Annotated in this window: 22 protein-coding genes; 2 read left to right on the forward strand and 20 right to left on the reverse strand. The window is 31.8% G+C overall.

Features of this window, described 5'->3' with window-relative positions:
* Position 1 precedes the first annotated feature (1 nt).
* The 8 genes from AC5SLL_RS06000 to ffh are packed head-to-tail and all read right to left on the reverse strand — an operon-like array spanning position 2 to position 8,048.
* Entirely contained in the window at positions 2-1,765 is a 1,764-nt protein-coding gene (locus AC5SLL_RS06000) for an acyl-CoA dehydrogenase family protein (protein WP_494586466.1), read from the reverse strand.
* 26 nt (positions 1,766-1,791) lie between these two features.
* Positions 1,792-2,898 (reverse strand): 3-isopropylmalate dehydrogenase, encoded by a 1,107-nt coding sequence (gene leuB / locus AC5SLL_RS06005; RefSeq protein ID WP_494586467.1) that lies wholly within the window; start codon positions 2,896-2,898, stop codon positions 1,792-1,794.
* Entirely contained in the window at positions 2,891-3,496 is a 606-nt protein-coding gene (gene leuD, locus AC5SLL_RS06010; RefSeq protein ID WP_490039840.1) for a 3-isopropylmalate dehydratase small subunit, read from the reverse strand. The genes leuB and leuD overlap by 8 nt, the downstream gene beginning before the upstream one ends.
* Positions 3,497-3,498: 2 nt before the next feature.
* Positions 3,499-4,902: a 3-isopropylmalate dehydratase large subunit gene (gene leuC, locus AC5SLL_RS06015; RefSeq protein WP_490039841.1), complete on the reverse strand. Its 1,404-nt coding sequence runs from the start codon at positions 4,900-4,902 to the stop codon at positions 3,499-3,501.
* Between the two features lie 10 nt (positions 4,903-4,912).
* Positions 4,913-5,416 (reverse strand): 50S ribosomal protein L19, encoded by a 504-nt coding sequence (rplS, locus tag AC5SLL_RS06020; RefSeq protein ID WP_494586468.1) that lies wholly within the window; start codon positions 5,414-5,416, stop codon positions 4,913-4,915.
* Positions 5,417-5,432: 16 nt separating this feature from the next.
* Positions 5,433-6,119, reverse strand: a complete 687-nt coding sequence (trmD, locus tag AC5SLL_RS06025; protein ID WP_494573046.1) for a tRNA (guanosine(37)-N1)-methyltransferase TrmD — start codon at positions 6,117-6,119, stop codon at positions 5,433-5,435.
* 8 nt (positions 6,120-6,127) lie between these two features.
* The gene (gene rpsP / locus AC5SLL_RS06030; RefSeq protein ID WP_494586469.1) at positions 6,128-6,676 is read right to left on the reverse strand and encodes a 30S ribosomal protein S16; all 549 of its coding nucleotides are present in this window, start codon (positions 6,674-6,676) and stop codon (positions 6,128-6,130) included.
* Positions 6,677-6,689: 13 nt separating this feature from the next.
* On the reverse strand, positions 6,690-8,048 hold the full coding sequence (gene ffh, locus AC5SLL_RS06035) for a signal recognition particle protein (RefSeq protein ID WP_494573048.1): 1,359 nt from the start codon (positions 8,046-8,048) through the stop codon (positions 6,690-6,692).
* 160 nt (positions 8,049-8,208) lie between these two features.
* On the opposite strand from ffh, the gene dapF reads away from it, so the two are divergent.
* Together dapF and ftsY are read left to right on the forward strand one after the other, a co-directional pair.
* Positions 8,209-9,039 (forward strand): diaminopimelate epimerase, encoded by an 831-nt coding sequence (gene dapF / locus AC5SLL_RS06040; protein WP_494586470.1) that lies wholly within the window; start codon positions 8,209-8,211, stop codon positions 9,037-9,039.
* Positions 9,039-9,956, forward strand: a complete 918-nt coding sequence (ftsY, locus tag AC5SLL_RS06045) for a signal recognition particle-docking protein FtsY (RefSeq protein ID WP_494586471.1) — start codon at positions 9,039-9,041, stop codon at positions 9,954-9,956. The genes dapF and ftsY overlap by 1 nt, the downstream gene beginning before the upstream one ends.
* On the opposite strand, the gene AC5SLL_RS06050 is transcribed toward ftsY, so the two are convergent.
* The 12 genes from AC5SLL_RS06050 to AC5SLL_RS06105 all read right to left on the reverse strand — a co-directional run bounded on the left by AC5SLL_RS06050 (position 9,949) and on the right by AC5SLL_RS06105 (position 22,150).
* Complete coding sequence (locus tag AC5SLL_RS06050; RefSeq protein ID WP_494586472.1) at positions 9,949-10,407, reverse strand: hypothetical protein; 459 nt, start codon at positions 10,405-10,407, stop codon at positions 9,949-9,951. The two genes, ftsY and AC5SLL_RS06050, sit on opposite strands and share 8 nt — an antisense overlap.
* Before the next feature lie 154 nt (positions 10,408-10,561).
* Positions 10,562-11,380, reverse strand: a complete 819-nt coding sequence (locus AC5SLL_RS06055) for an alpha/beta hydrolase (RefSeq protein ID WP_494586473.1) — start codon at positions 11,378-11,380, stop codon at positions 10,562-10,564.
* Entirely contained in the window at positions 11,364-12,275 is a 912-nt protein-coding gene (locus AC5SLL_RS06060; protein ID WP_494586474.1) for a DMT family transporter, read from the reverse strand. Before AC5SLL_RS06060 ends, AC5SLL_RS06055 begins: the two co-directional genes overlap by 17 nt.
* Before the next feature lie 12 nt (positions 12,276-12,287).
* On the reverse strand, positions 12,288-12,467 hold the full coding sequence (locus tag AC5SLL_RS06065; RefSeq protein WP_494586475.1) for a hypothetical protein: 180 nt from the start codon (positions 12,465-12,467) through the stop codon (positions 12,288-12,290).
* On the reverse strand, positions 12,457-13,794 hold the full coding sequence (locus AC5SLL_RS06070; protein ID WP_494586476.1) for an amidase: 1,338 nt from the start codon (positions 13,792-13,794) through the stop codon (positions 12,457-12,459). Before AC5SLL_RS06070 ends, AC5SLL_RS06065 begins: the two co-directional genes overlap by 11 nt.
* A 9-nt stretch (positions 13,795-13,803) precedes the next feature.
* Positions 13,804-15,165, reverse strand: a complete 1,362-nt coding sequence (locus tag AC5SLL_RS06075) for a TRAP transporter large permease (RefSeq protein WP_494579684.1) — start codon at positions 15,163-15,165, stop codon at positions 13,804-13,806.
* Complete coding sequence (locus AC5SLL_RS06080) at positions 15,155-15,739, reverse strand: TRAP transporter small permease subunit (protein ID WP_011281580.1); 585 nt, start codon at positions 15,737-15,739, stop codon at positions 15,155-15,157. The genes AC5SLL_RS06075 and AC5SLL_RS06080 overlap by 11 nt, the downstream gene beginning before the upstream one ends.
* A 91-nt stretch (positions 15,740-15,830) precedes the next feature.
* Entirely contained in the window at positions 15,831-16,988 is a 1,158-nt protein-coding gene (locus AC5SLL_RS06085; RefSeq protein WP_494579688.1) for a TRAP transporter substrate-binding protein, read from the reverse strand.
* 180 nt (positions 16,989-17,168) lie between these two features.
* Complete coding sequence (locus tag AC5SLL_RS06090; protein ID WP_494586477.1) at positions 17,169-18,122, reverse strand: 2-hydroxyacid dehydrogenase; 954 nt, start codon at positions 18,120-18,122, stop codon at positions 17,169-17,171.
* 2 nt (positions 18,123-18,124) lie between these two features.
* On the reverse strand, positions 18,125-19,420 hold the full coding sequence (glcF, locus tag AC5SLL_RS06095; RefSeq protein WP_494586478.1) for a glycolate oxidase subunit GlcF: 1,296 nt from the start codon (positions 19,418-19,420) through the stop codon (positions 18,125-18,127).
* Complete coding sequence (locus AC5SLL_RS06100; RefSeq protein ID WP_494586479.1) at positions 19,420-20,688, reverse strand: FAD-binding protein; 1,269 nt, start codon at positions 20,686-20,688, stop codon at positions 19,420-19,422. Before AC5SLL_RS06100 ends, glcF begins: the two co-directional genes overlap by 1 nt.
* A complete protein-coding gene (locus AC5SLL_RS06105; RefSeq protein ID WP_494573060.1) occupies positions 20,654-22,150 on the reverse strand; it encodes an FAD-linked oxidase C-terminal domain-containing protein in 1,497 nt (498 codons plus the stop codon). The genes AC5SLL_RS06100 and AC5SLL_RS06105 overlap by 35 nt, the downstream gene beginning before the upstream one ends.
* Positions 22,151-22,152: the final 2 nt, after the last annotated feature.

Here is a 22,152-nt window from a genome sequence, read left to right on the forward strand (position 1 = left end):
TTTAATTAAATTTAAAATTCATTATATTTGAGCTTCCAGATATGGCTGATTTATAATGTTGCTCTGCTCTTGGTAAAACTTTATCAAAGTAAAATTTTGCCGTATTTATTTTATCATCATAAAAGTTTTTGTTCTCATCGTAATTTTTAAAACTTATATCTAAAACCTTTATCCAAGCATACGCAACAGACACAAACCCAAGTGTCTTTAAATAATCGTTTGCTGCTGCACTCACATCGTCTTTATCTGATTTTGTTTTTTCATTTATCCATTCACTAAACTTAGTTAAGATGCTTAAATAGTGAGCAAAATCCTTAGTAAATGGCTTAATTTTTTCGTTATCTATATCTGTTTCAGATTTTATTAGATCTAAAAATTTATTAATTATACTTCCATTTTTATTGGATAATTTTCTAAAAACTAAGTCTGCAGCTTGCACAGAATTTGTTCCCTCATATATTGGTGTTATTCTGTTGTCTCTAAATAATTGTTCTATCCCTTGGTCTTTGGTATAGCCATAACCTCCATGAATTTGCATTGCATCATTTGTAATTTCCATGCCTAGATCTGTAAATAATGACTTTACCACTGGAGTCATTAGCGAAACAAAATCAGAGGCCTCTTGGCGAATTTTTTCATCTGGATGATTCAGGCTAACTTCAGTTTGTTGCGATAACCAAAAACATAAGGCTCTTTCACCCTCTATTATTGATTTCATATTTAATAATGATCTTCTTATATCAGCATGCTCAATTATAAAATCTGCACCATTAGTAGATTTAGTATTATTAGTTTTACCTTGTTTTCTTTCTTTTGCGTAAGCAAGTGAATTTTGATAAGCAATTTCAGAAATTCCTAATCCTTGAATACCAACAACTATTCTTTCAAGATTCATCATTGTAAACATTGCATTTAGACCTTTGTCTTTTTTACCAATCATAAAACCTGTAGCTTGATCAAAATTTAACACACATGTAGCAGAACCTTTAATACCCATCTTGCTTTCAATGGATCCTGTTGATATTCCATTTCGTTGGCCAACAGTCCCATCCTCATTTACTTTAAATTTAGGAACTAAAAATAAGCTAATACCCTTAGTCCCAGCAGGAGAATCTGTTGCTCTAGCAATTACTAAATGAATAATATTTTCTGTCAAATCTTGGTCTCCCGAAGTAATAAATATTTTCTGACCAGTAATTTTATAAGTTCCGTCACTTTGTTTTTCTGCTTTTGTTTTTAAAAGTCCTAAATCAGTTCCACACACAGGTTCTGTTAAGCACATTGTGCCACTCCATTTACCTTCCACTATCTTGGGTAAATACCTATTTTTTATTTCATCTGAAGCATGATGATTAATACAGTTGTATGCTCCAATACTTAATTCACTATATAATTTAAATGATAGGCTTGCAGAAGAGAGCATTTCATCAAAAAATGCACTTACAGTTTTTGGCATTCCTTGGCCACCATATTTTGGATCACAAGATAAAGAAGTCCAACCATCTTCAATATATTTTTGGTACGCTTCTTTGTATCCTGGGGGTGTTCTTACTACTCCATTTTCTAAAACTGCAGGATTTTCATCTCCTATTTTTGCAAGTGGTAAAATTAAATTTTGATTTATTTTTGCTGCCTCATCTAATATATCCTTAACTAGTTCAGAGCTGACTTCTTTATATTTTTCTAATTCATTGTAATTTTTGTTGTCTCTCAATTTCTCAAAAAGAAACATCATGTCTTCTACTGGAGCAGAATAGGTTGGCATAAAAATAGTTTAGAATAATTAATAGATTATTGCAATTTTGAAATTATCGCATCACCCATTTGAGAAGTTGAAACCTCTTTTGTGCCTTCTGATAGAATATCTTTAGTTCTTAAGCCGTCATTTAGTACATCTTGAACCGCTTTCTCTAAAGCCTCCGCCTCTTTATCTAAATCCAAAGAATATTTTAAAGCCATTGCAAAACTTAAAATACTAGCGATTGGATTAGCAATTCCTTTGCCGGCTATATCAGGTGCCGATCCATGAATGGGTTCGTACATTGCTCTCATTTCTCCTTCTTTATTTTTAGCTCCTAATGATGCTGATGGCAGTAAACCTAACGAACCAGTTAACATTGAGGCTTGATCAGATAACATGTCTCCAAACAAATTATCCGTAACAATCACATCAAATTGTTTTGGATTTCTTAATAACTGCATAGCGCAGTTGTCTGCAAGCATATGACTTAGTTCTACATCCTTATATTCTTTGTCATGTAATTCTTGAACTTCTTCTTTCCACAATTGCCCAGCTTCCATCACGTTAGATTTTTCACACGAAGTAACTTTGTTGGATCTTTTTCTTGCTAAATCGAAGGCAACTTTAGCCACTCTAACTATCTCGCTAGTAGTATAAGTGTGAGTATTTATGCCTTTTCTTTCTCCATTTTCTATTGGTTTAATTCCTCTTGGTTCTCCAAAATAAATTCCACCTGTTAATTCTCTTACAATCATTATATCTAATCCGGATACAATCTCTGGCTTTAAAGTTGATGCATCAACTAATTGCTCAAAGCAAATTGCTGGTCTCAAATTTGCAAATAATTTTAATTCTTTTCTTAATTTCAATAATGCTCTTTCAGGTTTTTTAGAAAAATCTAAATTATCCCACTTTGGACCACCAACAGCTCCTAACATTACAACTTCACTTTCTAAAGCTTTATAAAAAACTTCATCTGTAATTGGAATTCCATGTTTATCGTAAGAACATCCTCCAGCTAAATCTTGATCAATCTCAAAGTCCAAAGATTTATTTGAATTTAACCATTGAATAATTTTTTTCACTTCCTGAATTACTTCAGGACCAATGCCATCCCCAGGTAAAAGTAAAATTTTTCTTTTTTTTACTTTAATCATTAAATATCCATGGCTTAGTATTTTTTAAATTTTCCTCAAATGTCATGATTTTATCTTTTTTTGCTAATGAAAGAGCAATATCATCTAATCCCTCTAATAGGCATTTTTTTTTAAAAGGATCAATATCAAACTTTATTTCATTATTTCCAAAAATTATTTTCTCTTCCATTAAATCAATTGCTATTTCCTCTTTTCTTTTTGAATATTCAGATAATTCTTTAATTTTATTTTCTTCCAAAGTAATTGGCAAAATTCCATTTTTAAAACAATTATTATAAAAAATATCTGCATAGCTTGAGCTTATCACACATGTTATACCAAAATCTAATAATGCCCAGGGCGCATGTTCTCTTGATGACCCACAGCCAAAATTTTTACCTGCAATTAATATTTTTGATTGAATGTAAGGCTCTTGATTTAAAACAAAATCTTTTAAACTATTACCGTTATCATCGTACCTCATTTCGAAGAATAAATTTTTACCAAGTCCAGTTCTCTTAATTGTTTTTAAGAACTGTTTAGGAATAATCATATCTGTATCAATATTAACTATTGGTAAATAAGCTGGAATGCTTTTAAGTGTATTAAATTTTTTCATTTCTAATTTTGATATTTTCTAACATCATCAAGATTTCCAGAAATGGCTGCAGCAGCTGCCATTCCAGGGCTTACTAAATGCGTACGCCCACCTCTTCCTTGTCGACCTTCAAAGTTTCTATTTGATGTTGATGCGCATCTTTCCTCTGGTTTTAATTTATCAGCATTCATAGCTAAACACATAGAGCAACCTGGCTCTCTCCATTCAAATCCTGACTCTATAAAGATTTTATCAAGCCCTTCTTGTTCTGCTTGTTCTTTAACTAACCCAGATCCTGGAACAACCATTGCATGAACATGTGCTGCTTTTTTTTTATCCTTTAATATTTTTGCAGCCTCTCTTAAATCCTCTATTCTACCATTTGTACAACTTCCAATAAAAACTTTATCAATTTTTATATCTGTAGCTAATGTATCGGCCTTTAAACCCATATATTTCAAAGATCTTTCTATAGAATTTTTCTTATCCTCATCTTTTTCATTTTGTGGATTTGGAACTTTGCCATCAATAGTGATGACGTCTTGAGGAGATGTTCCCCAAGTAATCATGGGAAGAATATCTTCTGCAACCAAGTTTATTTCTTTATCAAATTTAGCACCATCATCTGTTTTTAAACTCATCCAATATTTCATAGCTTTATCCCAATCTGTATTTTTTGGGGACATTGGCTTGCCTTTTAAATATTCAAAAATTTTTTCGTCTGGGGCTATTAATCCAGCTCTTGCTCCACCTTCAATTGTCATATTGCAAATTGTCATTCTTTGCTCAACACTTAAAGATGAAATTAGGCTACCTGAATATTCTATAACAGATCCTGTTCCACCTGCAGTACCAATAACACCTATAATTTGTAAAATTACATCTTTTGAAGTCACACCAATTGGAAGCTTTCCATTTACATTTATTCTAAAATTTTTTGCTTTTTTTTGCACTAAGGTTTGAGTTGCTAAAACATGTTCAACTTCAGATGTGCCTATACCAAAAGCTAGGGCTCCAAATGCTCCATGGGTTGCTGTATGACTGTCTCCACAAACAATTACTGTTCCTGGTTGTGTAAATCCTTGCTCTGGTCCAATAATATGAACTATACCTTGTCGTTTATCATTCATTCCTAAATATTGAATTCCAAACTCTTTACAATTGTTTTCCAAAGTATCTACTTGAATTTTTGACTCTGCATCAGCAATACCCTTAGATCTATCAGTAGTTGGAACATTATGATCTGCAACAGCTAGGGTAAGACTTGGTTGTCTTACTTTTCTATTTGCATTTCTTAATCCTTCAAATGCTTGGGGGCTTGTAACTTCATGGACTAAATGCCTATCAACAAAAAGTAGGGCTGTTCCATCTTCCTGCTGATCAACTAAATGATCGTTCCAAATTTTATCGTAAAGAGTTAAAGGCATTGAAAAAAAATTATTTTTTTTCTTCAGTTTTTTCTATTTTTGTTTCTACTTGAGCTTCTGGTTGTTTTTCAGTCTCAGCTTCTACAGCTTCTACTGGTGCTAAAGTTTCTTCTGTTACTGTTTCAGGCTTAACATCAACTTCTATACCTATTTTTTTTCTAATTTTTTCTGCAATTCTAGCTGATTTACCTGTTCTATCTCTTAAGTAATATAATTTAGCTCTTCTAACTTTTCCATGTCTTATTACAGTAATTGAGTCAATAACGGTTCCATATAAAGGAAACGTTCTTTCAACACCCTCACCAAATGAAATTTTTCTAACTGTAAATGATGAATTAAGATCTCTATTTTTTCTAGCAATACAAACACCTTCGAAATACTGAATTCTATCTTTTTTTCCTTCAGTAATTCTCACACCAACTTTAATAACATCGCCAGGAAAAAATTCTGGTATCTTTTTTTCTGCTAATATCTTTTTAACGTTAAATTGGTTTATTTCTTCAATCGTTTTCATAATGCTATATTTTTAATTAGTTTTTCTTATACTTTTCCCATAAATCTGGTCTTCGGACGCGTGTTATAGCCTCTGATTGTGATAAACGCCAGTCTTTAATTTTGTTATGATCTCCTGATAATAGCACATCTGGAACGCTTTTTTCCTCCCAAATTTGAGGTTTTGTATACTGGGGATACTCTAAAAGTCCATTCTCAAAGCTCTCATCACTTTTTGATTGTTCATTTCCTAAAACGCCAGGTAATAATCTTAGAATACTATCTAAAACAACAAATGAAGCCGTTTCTCCTCCTGACAAAATAAAATCACCAATGCTAAGTTCTTCAATATTTCTGGTCGACAATATTCTTTCATCAACACCCTCAAAGTGCCCACAAATTAAACTTACAGATTTTTCTCTTGATAATTCTAAAGCTAATTTTTGATCAAGTTTTTTTCCTTTAGGAGATAAATAAAAAATTCTTTCTCCTTCCTTTTTATTTTGATCAATAGATTTTGCTAATACATCAGCCTTTAGCAACATTCCAGAACCACCTCCAAATGGAGTGTCATCTACAGTTTTGTGTTTATCTTCTGCTGCATCTCTTATGTTTACAACTTTTAAATCCCAGATTTTATTTGCTAAAGCTTTCCCATAAAGCCCCTTGCTTAAAGGGCCAGGAAAAATATCTGGGTAAAGTGTAAAAATTTGAGCTTGCCACATAAGTCAAACTATTTTGCTTCTTCTTTAGGAGCATCTGCTTTAGGAGCTGCCTCTGCTTTTGGAGCTTCTTCTTTAGGAGCATCTGCTTTAGGAGCTGCCTCTGCTTTTGGAGCTTCTTCTTTAGGAGCATCTGCTTTAGGAGCTGCCTCTGCTTTTGGAGCTTCTTCTTTAGGAGCATCTGCTTTAGGAGCTGCCTCTGCTTTTGGAGCTTCTTCTTTAGGAGCATCTGCTTTAGGAGCTTCATCACCTTCTTTTTTTCTTTCTTTTTTTGGAACCGCTTTAAGAGGATTACTTCCATTTACTGGCATTGTGATTAAATTATTTTCACCTAATATTCTTGCAACTCTAGTAGTTGGTTGTGCACCTTCACCTAACCAATATTTAATTCTTTCAGCTTCTAATCCAACTCTTTCTTTTTTATCTTTTGGTAAAAGAGGATTAAAAAATCCTACCTTCTCAATAAATCTTCCATCTCTTGCACGTCGGCTATCAGCTACAACTACTTTGTAAACTGGTCTTTTTTTTGTTCCACCTCTTGATAGTCTTATTTTTAACATTTCTTCTCCTTTATTATTTAAGTTGATTTAGTAGCTCTGGAGGTATTCCTTTATCGGACATACCCTTCAGGTTTCCTTTTGACATCTTTTTCATCATTTCAGACATCATTTTAAATTGCTTAAGCAATTTATTGATAGTGGCCGCATCTGTTCCAGAGCCATTAGCAATTCTTTTTTTCCTAGAACCATCAATGATTTTAGGATTTCCTCTTTCTTTTTTCGTCATAGATAAAATTATTGCTTCATTTTGAGAAATAATTTTTTCATCAATTCCTGCAGTATCCATTTGTGCCTTCATCTTAGAAACACCTGGCATAAATGACATTATCCCCTCTATTCCACCCATTTTTTTCATTTGTCTTAGCTGAGTTAAATAGTCCTCCATCGAAAATTGACCTTTTTTTAAATTCTCTTCTGCTTTTTTTATGTTCTCTTCACCAAGATCTTCAGCTGCTTTCTCAACTAGAGAAACAATATCACCCATACCTAATATTCTATTTGCTATTCTATCTGGATGAAAAACTTCTAAATTTTCTGTTTTTTCACCTACCCCTAAAAATTTAATTGGAACTTGAGAGACATACTTCATACTAAGTGCGGCTCCACCTCTTGCATCACCATCGGCTCTAGTCAAAACAATACCGGTTAAATTCACGGTATTTTTAAACTCTTTAGCAACCTCTGCTGCTACTTGCCCTGTTAATGAATCTGCGACCAAAAAAGTTTCTGTTGGATTAATTATACTCTCTATTTGTTTAATCTCACTCATCATCTGAAGATCAATTTGAGTCCTTCCTGCTGTATCAAATAATATAATTTCTGCCCCATTTAAATTAGCAGCACTTACTGCTCTTCTACAAATATCTGCTGGCAATTGTCCTTCAATAATTGGTAAAGTTAAAATATTGTTTTGTTCACCTAAGGATTTAAGTTGCTCTTGTGCTGCTGGTCTGTAGACATCAAGGCTGACCATCATTAATTTCTTTTTTTTATTTTTTTCTAAGTATTTTGCTAATTTTGCAGTAGTTGTAGTTTTACCCGAACCTTGCAAGCCCACTAGCATCATCGAAACTGGTGGAACAGCATTTAAATTAATATCTGTGTTGCTTTCACCTAAAAAACTTACCAACTCATCGTGAACAATTTTAACAACCATGTCCCCCGGAGAGGTTGATCTAATTATTTCTTGTCCTAAAACTTTTGGCTTAACTCTTGTTATAAAATCTTTAGCTACATCAAGCGATACATCAGCTTCCAAGAGAGCTTGTCTAATAGCTCTTAAACCTTCATCAACTTGATTTTCATCAAGTGATGGTGCTTTTTTTAAAGAAGAAAAGATTTCTTCAAATTTATTTGTTAAGTTTTCAAACATTTTTTTTACACATAGCAGTACTGCACTAGTGGGCGAATCCTCGCTGACTAGTGTTGATCTCTTTGTTACCAAAGACACCACAAATTTATCGTTTTTGTGGGAACGGCAACAACCTATAATAGAGGTACAAAAAGTCAATAAATAAGTTAAATATCTATATATGGATATTAAAGCATTTAAAATGGATGGTTTAGGCAATGATTTCGTTATCATTGATTTAAGAAAAAAGGACTTAAATTTAAACAAAGATCAAATAATCAAAATATGTGATCGTAATTTCATTGGATGTGATCAGCTAATTTTGATTAAAAAAAATAAAATAAATGATGCTGACGCAGAACTAGTTTTTTATAATTCAGATGGCAGTATATCTGGAGCCTGCGGAAATGGTACTCGATGTGTTGCGGAGTTCCTATCAAGGGAAAATGGGCAAAAGGAAATAACAGTTTTGACAGAGTCGGGTTCACTAAAATCTAATATCATTGGAAATAAATTAGTAGAAACTGAGATAGGAATAGCAAAAACAGATTGGCAAGAAATTCCTTTAATTAGCGAAATGAATACAAAAAATTTGAAAATTGAGATTATAGATGACAATAATATTAAATTTATTGGGGGTACAGCCGTTAATGTTGGCAATCCACATATAATATTTTTTGTAGAAGAAATAGAAAAATTTGATTTGAAAAACCTTGGTCCAAAAATTGAACATCATGAATTTTTTCCAGAAAAATGCAATGTTACTCTTGCAAAAGTTATAAATAAAAATCTAATAAAAGTTAAAGTTTGGGAAAGAGGTGCTGGACTTACTAAGGCATGTGGTACTGCAGCTTGTGCAACTGCTGTTGCAGCAAATATAAATCAACTAGCTGATAAAACTTTAGACATTGAGTTTGCTCTAGGAAAACTAACAATTTTTATTGACGAAAGAAATAGTGTTTTTATGAAGGGACCAGTCTCTGATATTCAAGATATAGATATTAAATTATAATGGGAATTTTTGATAAATTTAAAATTGGTTTTAAAAAAAGTGCATCTACTTTCACCTCTGGTTTAAGAGATATAATTATCAAAAAAGAAATTGATGACAAAACATTAGATCAAATAGAGGAATACTTAATTCAGTCAGATGTTGGTCTTGTTGCAGCTGAAGAAATTAAAAAGATTATTTCTGAAGAAAAAATTAATCCTAAAAAAGATATTATGAATGAGGTTAATTTAATTCTTAAAAATTATATAATCACATTAATGAAACCATTAGAAAACCAAAATTTTTTTGATAAGAAAAAAACACTCAATGCAGTATTAATATCAGGAGTTAATGGAGTTGGTAAAACTACAAGCATAGGTAAAATAGGTAAAATTTTAAAATCTAATGGAAATAAAGTTATGTTTTCTGCGTGTGACACATTTAGAGCAGCAGCTATCGAGCAGTTAGAAAGCTGGGCGAATAAAATTGATATACAAATCACTAAATCATCACAGGGGTCTGATCCAGCCTCTGTTGCATACAAGGCTATAGAGGAAGCATTAAAAGAAGGTTTTAATCATGTGTTAATTGATACAGCTGGACGATTACAAAATAAAAAAAACTTAATGGAAGAATATAAAAAAATTGCTAATGTAACTAAAAAAATAGATCCTAATGCACCACATGATGTAATTTTGGTTTTAGATGCTACGTCAGGACAAAATGTAATTAACCAAGTGGAGGAATTTAATAAAATTATCCCTGTTACCGGTCTAATAATGACAAAATTAGATGGAACAGCAAAAGGGGGTATTTTATTAGCTCTTGCTAAAAAATATCAGCTACCAATAATTGCTTTAGGACTTGGGGAAAAGGAAGATGATTTACAAATCTTTAATGCAGAAAAGTTTGCAGAAGCTTTTATCAATATTAATTAATCAAGTTGTTAGAAATTAAAGGTTTGTAATAATTACATTTATAATTTTCTTGTAGATGTGAATGTCCACAATTTTTTGCAACTGATGAAATTATAAATTCTAGTTTCCCAGTAGAGGAATATTGATTTAATTTCTTATTCGCAATATCAAATTGAAAATTTGTTTTGATATTTTTAATTGCACTAATCATAATTAATGTATTGTTATCCCTTAGTAGGTAATACGCAAAATCCTCTGGAAAAACTGGAAAATCATACTCTTCTAAAAAAAATTTAGCTTGTGATGGAAACCATTCATAAGAGATTAGAGGGGATGAAGTTTTTGTTTTATAGTCATAAATATAAAGATCCTGGGGAAAATCAGTAACATAATTAAAATTTTCTCCTCTTGCTATAACAGATTTTTCTCTAGTTTTAAAATAAAGACTAAAATTTTTATCATAAGAATTCATTTGACCTACATGAAAAAGATTATCTGTATTATAATTTGTCTCATCGGAGTATGTAAAATTACTGAAAGAAATTATAATTAATAAAGATATAATAAATCTTAGCACTCTTAATATTTAAAAATAAAATCTGTAAATTATTTGGTCAGATTGTGGCTTAATTTAAACTCTTTAAATATTCCTTCAAAACTACTATCATTTTTTTGTTGTATTCCATCATGTGATTATCTTTTTCGGAAAAGTAAGAGTACTTTGGCTCATTTGCTAATTCATACATTTTTTTACCCATCCAAAATGGCACTATTTTATCTGCTTCTCCATGCATAATCAGAATTGGAGACTTAAAATTTTTAATTTTTTTGTCACTTTCGTATTTATCTTTAAGTAAAAATCTGATTGGAAAATATGGATACACATTTTTTGCTGCATCAACCATAGATGTAAATGGAGATTCTAGTATAATACCTGCAAATTTACGGTTTTGAGCAATATGAGTTACAATTCCAGTACCTAATGACTCACCATACAGAACAATGTCATTATCTTTAAGTCCTTTTTCTTTTAACCAATTAATTGCACTCTCACCATCTTCATATAATCCTTTTTCTGATGGTTTGCCTAAGTTGCCACTAAATCCTCTCCAGGAAATGATTAGAAAGTTTATATTCATTTCTTTGAAATGATTAATTTTATGTATTCTATTTTCTAATATTCCTGCATTGCCATGAAAGAAAACCAGAGTTTTAAAATTTATAAGATCTTTTTCATGAAACCATCCAAGTAATTCAATATTATCACCTGTCTCAATCTTTACTTTTTCTATTTTAACTTTTAATTCATCACCAGAATAGTTATTTTCGTTTGGATGATATAATAAATTTCGTTGAAATATAAATATAATAAAAAGTAAAGAAAAGTAAGCTATTGGTATAATTAAAATTAACTTCAATAAATACTCTTTAAGTTTTTTTTTCATATTTATTTTTTTTTTTAACTAAATAAACACCACCAAAAACTAAGGCTGTTCCTAGATAGTGATAATATTCAAGCTGTTCATTAAAAAATAAAACTCCATAAATGGCACTATAAACTGTAAAGATATAAAGTGTAAAACCTGTTATGGAGGCCCCAAGTTTTTTTTGTGCCATGGTATATAATGTAAAAGCTATTATTCCTGGGGAAATAGCAGCAAATAAAACCCAAATGAAAAAGTCTTCATTAAAAATTGTTTTAACAAAAAAAATTTCTTCAATCAAATAAAATGGAAATAAACTAACTACACCAAAAAATGCGATCAATGTAAATCTATCAAAAATTTTTAAATTTGTTTTCCAATAAAATAAATAAATTGAATAAAGGGCCCAACCTATTGCAGAAGCTAACATCCAGAGGTCACCAATTGTAAATTTTAAGCTAATTAATAAAGATAAGTCACCTTTAATAATAATAGCAAAAACCCCAACTAAACAAGAAACTAGACCTACAATTCTTAAAAAATTTATTTTCTCTTTAAAAAAAATGCTTGAAATTAAAATTATAAATATTGGTGATGAGGAATATATAATTCCCATGTTTGTAACAGTTGTTGTTTGGCCTGCTAAAAATGGAAAGGCGCCACAAACACCACACCCCATTGACCCAATAAAGAATATTCTTTTGTATTCTTGTTTTACAAATTTAAAGTTTTTTTTAAGAGAGCTATAGGTAAAAGGTAATAATATTAAGAATACAGCAGTCCACCGCCAAAATGCTAGAGAAATTGGAGGCACATATTCAACTCCACCTCTTGCAACGATTAGATTGCTTGCCATAAAAATAGGTTGAATGAAGAGTAATAAAAAAGGTAAATAATTATTCTTTGAATTATTCACTAAAAATTTGATTTACTTTTTATCGAAATAAGCTTCGTAAATCATCATTACAATTGCTAAAGCCATTAAGATATATACGGGTAACACGTCCCAAAAACCAATCATAGAAGATCTAGTTAAGGTTGTTGCAAGTCCAATAAGAAATATTGTTGCAAGACACGATCCTAAAAATGTTGATATTTTATTTAGCATATTTTTTACAATTTTTTTCTAACCAATTAGCTACACCAAGAAACCTTAGGTCATCTAACTTGTCTCCAACTAATTGAATTCCTAATGGTAAATTATTCGCACCGATAAGTAAAGGTAATGAGATAGACGGCAAACCCATATATGTCCAAATAGTTGAGAATTCTGGGCTACCTGTGCTCTTTAAACCCTTTGGAGCAACCCCAGACGATGACGGAGTTAATACTCCATGAAAATCTTCAAAAACCTCTTTATAAGACTCGTAGCTTCTTTTCATAAAGTCTATTGCTTCAGCATATTCTTTTGCTGAGTATTTTAGTCCTCTTTCAATTGCACTAACCATCTCTTTAGAAAGAAATTTTTTAGATTTTTTATAATAACCTTGAAAATTATTTGCCATATCAGTTTCATGAATTATTTTATGATATTTTGGAATGTCATCAAAATAAGATGGGGTATCAAAAACCTCAATATTTTTACTAAAAGTTTTTATAAAGAAATCAAAAGATTTTTGGGACTCTTTATCAATATTTTTCCAATTTTTAGTTTTGTAAAAAATAAACTTTGGCTCATATATTGGACCCTTTTTACAAACATTTAACATTTCATCTGCAGCATAATGAATAGTTGATGGATCATATAAATCTTTTTTAATTAATGATTTTGCAAACAAGGCAACATCTTCAACCGTTTTTCCAAAAACTCCGATGTGATCTAATTTATCAGACTGCCTCATAACTCCACTTCTTGAAATTAATCCATAAGAAGGCTTATAGCCTACAACCCCACAGTAAGAAGCGGGCCTAATAACTGAGCCGTTAGTTTGGGTTCCAATTGATAGGGGCGCCATATGTGCTGCAATGACAGCTGCTGAACCACTTGATGATCCCCCTGGCGTTCTTGTGTTGTCGTGTGGATTGGTAGTTTTTCCAGGATGGAAATATGCAAGTTCTGTGGTTACAGTTTTACCCATCACTATCGCTCCTTCAATCTTAAGTAAATTAACTATCTCTGAATCTTGTGAGCTAGGCATTTTTTTTCTTAAGGGAGAACCACATTCAGTAGGCATTTCAAATGTGCCAATTATATCTTTAACCGCAATTGGTAAGCCATGTAATGAGCCTAGTGGTTTACCTGATTTTCTATACTCATCTGCCTCTAAAGCTTTTTCTAAAAGTTTTTTTTTATCAAAATATTGCCATGCCTTTACATCTTTTTCAAATTTTTCAATTCTCTCAATATATTGTGTACAAACTTCAACTGAAGATAATTGACCTGATTTTAAATGTTCAGCCAATTTGTTGGCTGTGAGTGTAAAAATATTTAACATTTGGTTTGTCTAATTTGCAAATAACGTTTCTGGCAACCATAAGGCAATACCTGGAAACATATACATAAGAAACATAGCAAATATTACTATGCCCAAGAATGGCATAATGCCTGCAAATATTTCCATCAATTCAACATTTTTCTTTTGAACACCCTTTAAATAATAAGCTGACATTGCCATTGGAGGAGTTAAGAAAGATGTTTGTAAATTAAGAGCAATTAACATTGCAAAGAAATATGGATTAACATCAAATACTTCTAGAAGCGGTAAAAATATTGGAACAAATATAATTAAGATTTCAGTCCATTCTAACGGCCATCCTAAAAGAAAAATAATAATTTGTGTGATAATTAAAAATTGCCATGTATTTATATTTATTGATGTAAAGAAATGTTCAAATATTTCATGACCACCTAGATAAGAAAATACAGAAGAAAAAGTCCAAGAACCAATAAATAACCACATAATCATAGCTGTAGTTTTTGCAGTTAGAAAAACAGACTCTTTAAAACTTTGCCATTTAAGTGTTTTGTAAAACCAAGATAACAATATAGCACCAAATGCTCCTGCTGCTGCGGCCTCTGCTGGAGTTGCTATACCTGCTAAGATTGTTCCAAGAACCAACATAATTAATCCAAAAAGAGGGACGAAAGAAACTAATACTTCTTTTAAAATTTCAGCTCGTGGTGGAATATCTTCTGCTCTTGGCTTAGGTGCAATTGATGGTTGGAGCCAAGCTCTACCCACTGCGTAAGCTATATAAAGTCCCGCAAGTAAAAGTCCTGGAAAAATTGCTGCCGCAAATAATCTCAAAGGAGATAACTGGGCTATTACTGAATAAACAATTAACATAATACTAGGTGGTATTAAAATACCCAAACATCCACCCGCACAAATTACTCCTGAAGCAAATTTTTTATCATATCCTGCTTTAACCATCGCAGGCCAAGCAAGTAGACCCATTAAGGTTACAACTGCACCAATAATTCCTGTTGCTGTAGAAAACAAAGTACATGTTATTAGAGCAGCTACTGCCATTGAAGCTGGTAATCTATGAGCCGCAAGTCTTATTGCAAAAAATAATTTTGCTACAATGCCAGCTCTTTCAACTAAATATCCCATGAATAAAAACAGTGGTACAGCGGTGAGCACGTTATTATCCATAACGGTGTATGTGTTTTTTACAAATAAAGAAAATATCCTATTATCAAATACATGATCCATTAAAGCGGGATCGTAATAAGCATAATATCCAAAACCTATTCCCATAGCCATTAAAGTGAAGGCAATTGGAAAACCTAATAGCACCGCAAATAAAAATAACCCCATCATGAAGATGGCAACTTCTGGATTTGTTAAACTAAATAACATCTTTTTGATCCTCGTCTTGTGCTGTTCTCATTAAAATTTGCTCTGTCTCTTCAGCAACAACCATTCTTGCTGGCCAATGTCCAGTTTTAATACAAATAATTGCTCTAAATACTTCAGCTATTCCCTGAATAACCAAAAATACTCCCGCGGCAGGTATTAAAGATTTTACCATATAAATATTAATTTGCGCCGGGCTACTCCAACTAGTCTCTTTTATCTTCCAAGCAAGTGCAGCATATTCATAACCATAAAATGCTAAAGATACGACACCAGGAAAAAAGAAAATAAAATAAAGTACTAAATCAATATAGCCTTGTGTTCTTGGTTTAAATAATCTGTAAATTACGTCTCCTCTAACATGAGATTCAGTTGCTAAACAATAAGCACCTGACATCATTAATATTGCACCATACATCTGCATGCTAAAGTCAAAATTCCAAAGTGTTGGCTTATTAAATACATAGGCCATCATAACTTCATAACAAGTTCCACCCATCAAAATAACTATACACCAAGAAAAAGCCTTACCTATTGAGGTGCTTAACGTGTCAGCTAATTTTATGTAGGCTCTCATCATGATTTGGATAGGATACTCTAATTTTGTTAAAAACTGTACTATAAAAAAAGGGGGCCGAAACCCCCTTCTTAAATTATTAAAAAGTTAATTAGATTTTAACTTTTCCAATTGGTCCAAACTCATTTTCATAAGCTAGTTTGTAATTAGGCTGATTCATCAGCAAGTACTTCATTACTTTCTTGGCGTATGCTTTTTGAGAGTCTACCACTTTTTTGAAGAATGCATCTTTTCCAGAGAATTCTCCAACAACTTTATCCCAACCTTTTAACTGTTCAGCTAAAATGGCATCAGATGTTTGGTAAACGTTAACCTTATGTGTGTTCATCAAATCAGCTAAACTGTCAGAGTATCTAACAAGTGCTTTGAAGTAGTTATCTGAGTTAGCAGCATAAGCAGCGTTCTTCAAGATAGCTTGATGAGCAGGTGAAAGGCTTTTCAGTCTCTTAGTGTTCATAGGAATTTCAAACATCTCTTGCGATTGATGGAAACTTCCTAAGTGATAGTGTTTAGAGACATCTTGCATTCCAAACTGTGAGTCTGATGTTGGGTTGTTAAACTCAGCAGCATCAATCAAACCAGTTTTCATTGCTGGTTGGATCTCACCACCTGGTAATTGTCTTACGACCATTCCCATAGCAGTTAAAACGTTAGTCGCTAGACCAACTGTTCTATACTTCATACCTTTAACATCAGATACTTTAGTTACGTTCTTTTTGAACCAACCAAAAGGTTGTGCTGGCATAGGCATATGAAAGAATCCAGTGTAGTTATATCCAACACTAGCTACTGCTTCTTCATATAATTTTCTTCCTCCACCATACTCCATCCATCCCATAACTTCTTGAGATGACATTCCGTATGAAGGACCAGTTCCAAAAAGTGAAGCTGCAGCGTTTTTACCGTACCAATATGCAGTCACCCAGTGACCCATATCAACGATTCCATCGCTTACTGCCGCTCCGATTTCTGAAGTTTTAACAATTGCGTTTACAGGCTGAAGATCAATTTTAAGTGATCCACCTGACATATCGCTAACCATGTTACAGTAGTCTTGCGCCATTTCAAAAAAGATGTTCGCGCCTGAAGGCCAAGCAGCTTGCATTTTTAATGTAACGTGTCCGTCTGCAGTTGCAATATTAGGCATTGCAACAGCTGTTGCAGCTACAGCACCAGCTTTAGCAGCAGTCTTAAAGAACTTACGTCTTGAAGAATTTGAGCTCTTCAATGATTTTTTTTCTTTAATCATTATTTCTCCTTTGATTATTAGTTAATTAACTGTGAGCATCTTAATCACATTCGTAATCAGAGTCTAAAGAATAGTAGACTTTGAACGGCTTTATAAAATTATGTTTTTATGATGAAAAATCTTCTTGCGACAATAACAGTACAACTTAAAATTGTATTATATTAACTTGATAAACAAAAATTAATTTACTTTATTTTTACAGTTTCCTGTTTTGAAAAACTCATCAATATTGTCTATAGCTAGATTGGCCATAGCAATTCTTGTGTGCTTAGTAGCACTACCAAGGTGAGGCAAAATAAAAACACTTTTAATCTTCAGATAGCCTGGATTTAAATTTGGTTCACCCTTATAAACATCAAGTCCTGCTGCATAAATTTTTCTTCTATTTAATGCATCTATTAAAGCTTCATCTTCAACAATATCTCCACGGGCTACATTTGTTATAACTGCACCTGTTGGAAAATATTCTAATGTTTCTTTATTAATTAAATTTTCTGTTTCTTTTGTTGCGGGACAACAAATTGACAATACATCTGAAACTCCAAAAAGACTTTTAATGCTATCATGATAAATCGCACCCTGTTCTTTTTCGTCACTTAGTTTTGATCTGTTGTGATAATGAATAATCATTCCTAAAGATTTTGCAATTTTTGCAATCTTTTGACCTATTCTCCCCATTCCTAAAATTCCAAGCCTCGTACCAGTTAACTGTTTTCCTATCAAATAATCTGCTGACCATTTCCAGCTACTTTCTTTTGCAGCCTGAATGCCCTCTGGCACTCTTCTACATGCTCCAAGTATTAATAAAATTCCAATCTCAGCTGTGGCATCAGATAAAACCTCTGGTGTATTAGTTACAGCTATTCCTCTTTTTTTGGCTGCTTCTAAATCAATATTTCCAAAACCAACTGCAAAATTAGAAATTATCTTAATACTATCTGGCAGTTTGTTTATAGTTTCTTCATCCATCTTATCAGTTAAAGAAGTTAGGATTGCATCTTGTCCTTTACTCAACTCAATTAGTTTTGATTGAGAGTATAATTCATCATTGCTATTAAATTTTGCATCAAATATTTTTGATGCTTTATCTTCAGACTCTTTTAATAACCTTCTTGTAATTATAATTTTTTTCATAGTTAATTTTTTTGTAATATTTTTGGTTTTGGGCCGCCAGTATACCAATCTAATATCTCAATGGTATGTAAAATTGGAGTTTTCGTTCCATTAGAAATTTGAGTAATACAACCAATATTTCCAGTTGATATAAAATCAGGTTTTAAACTTTCAATATTTTTTACTTTTTTACTTAATAATTCTTTTGCAATTTCAGTCTGCAAAATATTATAAGTACCAGCAGATCCGCAACAGATGTGTCCTTCTGGAATTTCCATAATTTCATTATTTGTTTTTGAAAGTAATGATATGGGTTGACTGTGTACTTTTTGTCCATGTTGCATTGAACAAGCTGAATGATAAGCAATTTTATACTTCTTTTCTTTAGAGCTAAAATTTAATTTTAAATTTGTATTTAAATATTCAGTGACATCTTTGGTTAAATCAGAAATTACTTTAGCTTTTTTTTTCATATTTTCATCATCTCTAAAAATGAAACCATAGTCTTTCATGGTAGTTCCACATCCAGAAGTATTAGATAAAATAGCGTCTAAATTTCCTTTTTGATGTTCGTCATACCAAGTATTGATATTATTTATAAAATCCTGGTGAGCATCATCTTCTTTGCCTAAGTGGTGATTTAAAGATCCACAACATCTAATTTTTTTAGGAACAATTACTTCAACTCCATGTCTATTTAAGAGTCTAATCGTGGCCTCATTAATTTGAGGAGAAATTTCTTTCTGCACACAACCAGTTAAAAGCGCAACTCTTGCAACTTTCTTATTTTTAGCCACAGGATAAATTTCTTTTTGTTTTAAGGTTTTTTTGGGAAAACTTGTTGGCATCAAGTTCATCATATCTTTTATTTTTAATGGCATTAAAAATTGAAAAGGTTTAGCTAATTTAACCATATAACTTGCTAATCTAAAGTATCCAGTATTCGGTAACACTACTGATAAAAAGTTCCTAATTGTTCTATCAAAAAAAGATCTTTCATAGTTTTTTTCAATATATTTTTTTCCATGATCAATGATGTGCATATAATTTACTCCAGCGGGACAAGTGGTCATACAGCTATAGCAAGACAAACATCTATCTATGTGTTTTACCGTTTTTGCTGTTGGTTTTTTTTGATTTTCCAACATATCCTTAATTAAATAAATTCTTCCCCGAGGCCCATCTAATTCATCACCAAATATTTGATGAGTTGGACAAGTTGCATTACAAAAACCACAGTGAACACACTTTTTAAAAATTTTTTCTGTTGCCGTATTATCACTGTCTTTTAATTGTTTTTCAGTAAAGTTTGTTTGCATTAAATTCCTCTGTACATTTTTCCCGGATTAAAAATTCTTTTAGGATCAAAACTTTTTTTGATTTTTTCTGATATTAAAAGTCTTGTATCATCTACTGTAAAAATTGTTTCTTCGTAATCATGTTCTTCCGATGTTTTTATGATAGTTAAATAACCACCCAATTCCTTGGTTAATTTTTTAATATCACTTACCTTAGAGTTCTTCTTTGATTGAACCTCTATCCAATATAATGAGCCACACCAATCAATGTAATATTTATACTTATTGCCTAGAAATTGCATCAACTTAGGCCCTTTTGAAGGAGGCACTACTACTCTTAAGAGGTTATTTTTTGTTTGTTTAAATATCTCAAGATTGTTTATTTTTTTCCAAAATGGTATTGATTGATGAACATCCAAAATTACTGTATTCAAATTACTAAGTTCAAGTTCAATTGTTAACGCTTTTAATTTTTCTTCTATTGAGATTTTATCTCCTTCTATTCTTAATGCTAAAAATGACCCTTTATATTTTAAATCATTAAATTTAAAAACCATTTCTTTATTTTGGTCATAATTTTCGTCTTTGGGTTCTTCGGGAATATAAACAGCTCCTGAGACTTCGCTACTTGAGCCAGAAATTTTTTCGAATAAATCTTTAACTAATTTTTTATCATCAGTATAAATTGTAATTGTATTAGATAATTTTTTTTTAGGTAGAACCTTTAATGTTATTTCAGTTAATGCTACTAAAGTTCCAAAAGATCCTGTAACTAGCTTTGATAAATCATAACCAGTAACATTTTTTACAACTGTTCCGCCTGATTTAATTATATCTCCCTTACCATTCACGCCTCTAAAACCTAATATATGATCTCTTAAACTTCCGACTTTAAATCTTCGAGAGCCAGCAAAATTACAAGCTAAATGACCTGCTATAGTGCCCTTGTTTGATTTTCCATTGTCAATAAATCCAAAATCAATAGGCTCAAAAGCCAATTCTTGATTATTTTTTTCTAACTCCTTTTCAACTAACTCTAATGGCGTGTTAGCTTTAACTTTAATATAAAGTTCTTCAGGCAAATACTCAATTACACCTGACAATTTAGACATAGATAGTTTTTTTGCAGATTGTATTCTGTTGCCAATAAAATTTTTTGAGCCTGTGCCAATTATTTCTGTTGGTTGGTTTTTTTTATAAAGCTCCTGAACTAGATTTGAAACTTGCAGCTCATCTTCTGGATAATAGATGTTGTTAGAATCTTGGAAGATCTGGGAATTTTTCTTCATTTCTGTGGACATGTACCCTTCCTTCCTCTGCACATTTTCTTAATATTGGATAAACCTTTCCAGGATTTAACAAATTTTTTTCATCTAACGATTTTTTAATATCTAATTGTTGTTGAATATCTGTATTATTAAACATCTCACACATTAGTTCTCTTTTTTCAATTCCGACTCCATGTTCTCCAGTTATAACTCCTCCTAACCTTACACAGGCTTTTAGTATTTCAGCTCCAAATTCTTCAGTTTTTCTTAATTGTTCTTTATCACCCCCATCAAACATTATTAACGGGTGTAAATTTCCGTCTCCCGCATGAAAACAATTTGCTACTGGCAACTCATATTTTTCAGAAAGTTTTTTTATTTCAAGTAAAGCTTCTGCTAGTTTTCCTCTTGGTATGGATCCGTCCATACAGTAATAATCTGGTGCCATAGCTCCACATGCTGGAAATGCTGCTTTTCTACCTGCCCAAAATGATAGTCTTTCTTTTTCATTTTTGCTAAATTTTAAACTTGAGCAATTATTTTTTTCGCAAATAGTTCTTACTTGTTTTAATAATTCATCTACTTCAGACTCAGTTCCATCTAATTCTACAATTAATAAAAGCTCTGCATCTCGTGGGTAACCTGCTTTACTAAAATTATCTGTTGCCTCTATTAAAGCTTTATCCATTATTTCCATGCCCGCCGGAACAATTCCACTTGAAATTATTTCTGATGCTGCGTTTCCACCTTCTTCAATTGTTGGAAATCCTATTAACGCTGCTTTAACTACTTGAGGATTTTTTAAAATTTTAACTGTCACTTCAGTAATCACTCCTAATAATCCTTCTGAACCACAAATTAATCCCATCAAATCATATCCTTCTTGATCAAGAGTTTTTCCACCAACTCTACAAACAGTTCCATCCATCATTACCATTTCAACACCTAAAATATTATTAGTTGTTGTTCCATATTTTAAAGAGTGAACACCTCCTGAATTTTCAGCAACATTACCACCTATTGAACATGCAAGCTGACTTGATGGATCTGGTGCATAGTAAAAATTTTTATGTTGGACAGCATGAGTAATTCCTAGATTTGTTACACCAGGTTGGGTTACTACACATTTATTTTCAAAATCAATTTCTATAATTTTATTAAATTTTCCAAGACTTAATAAAATTGCATCATTTAAAGGTAGTGCACCACCTGAAAGGCCAGTGCCAGCTCCTCTTGGTACAACTTTAATATTTTCTTTGTAACAAAACTTTAAAATGTTACTTACTTCTTCAGTATTTTCTGGCATCACAACAGCAAGTGGTGTCTGCGTATAAGCTGCTAATGCATCAGTTTCATATGGCTTAACATCATCAGCATGACTTAAAACATTTTCTGGATTTATAATTTTTGCAAGATTTTTAAAGATATATTCTTTTTTATTTATCGTTGCTTTATCTATCTTTGGCAGAACTAATTCACTCATTA

It is taken from the genome of Candidatus Pelagibacter sp. PS_43 (assembly GCF_059417795.1).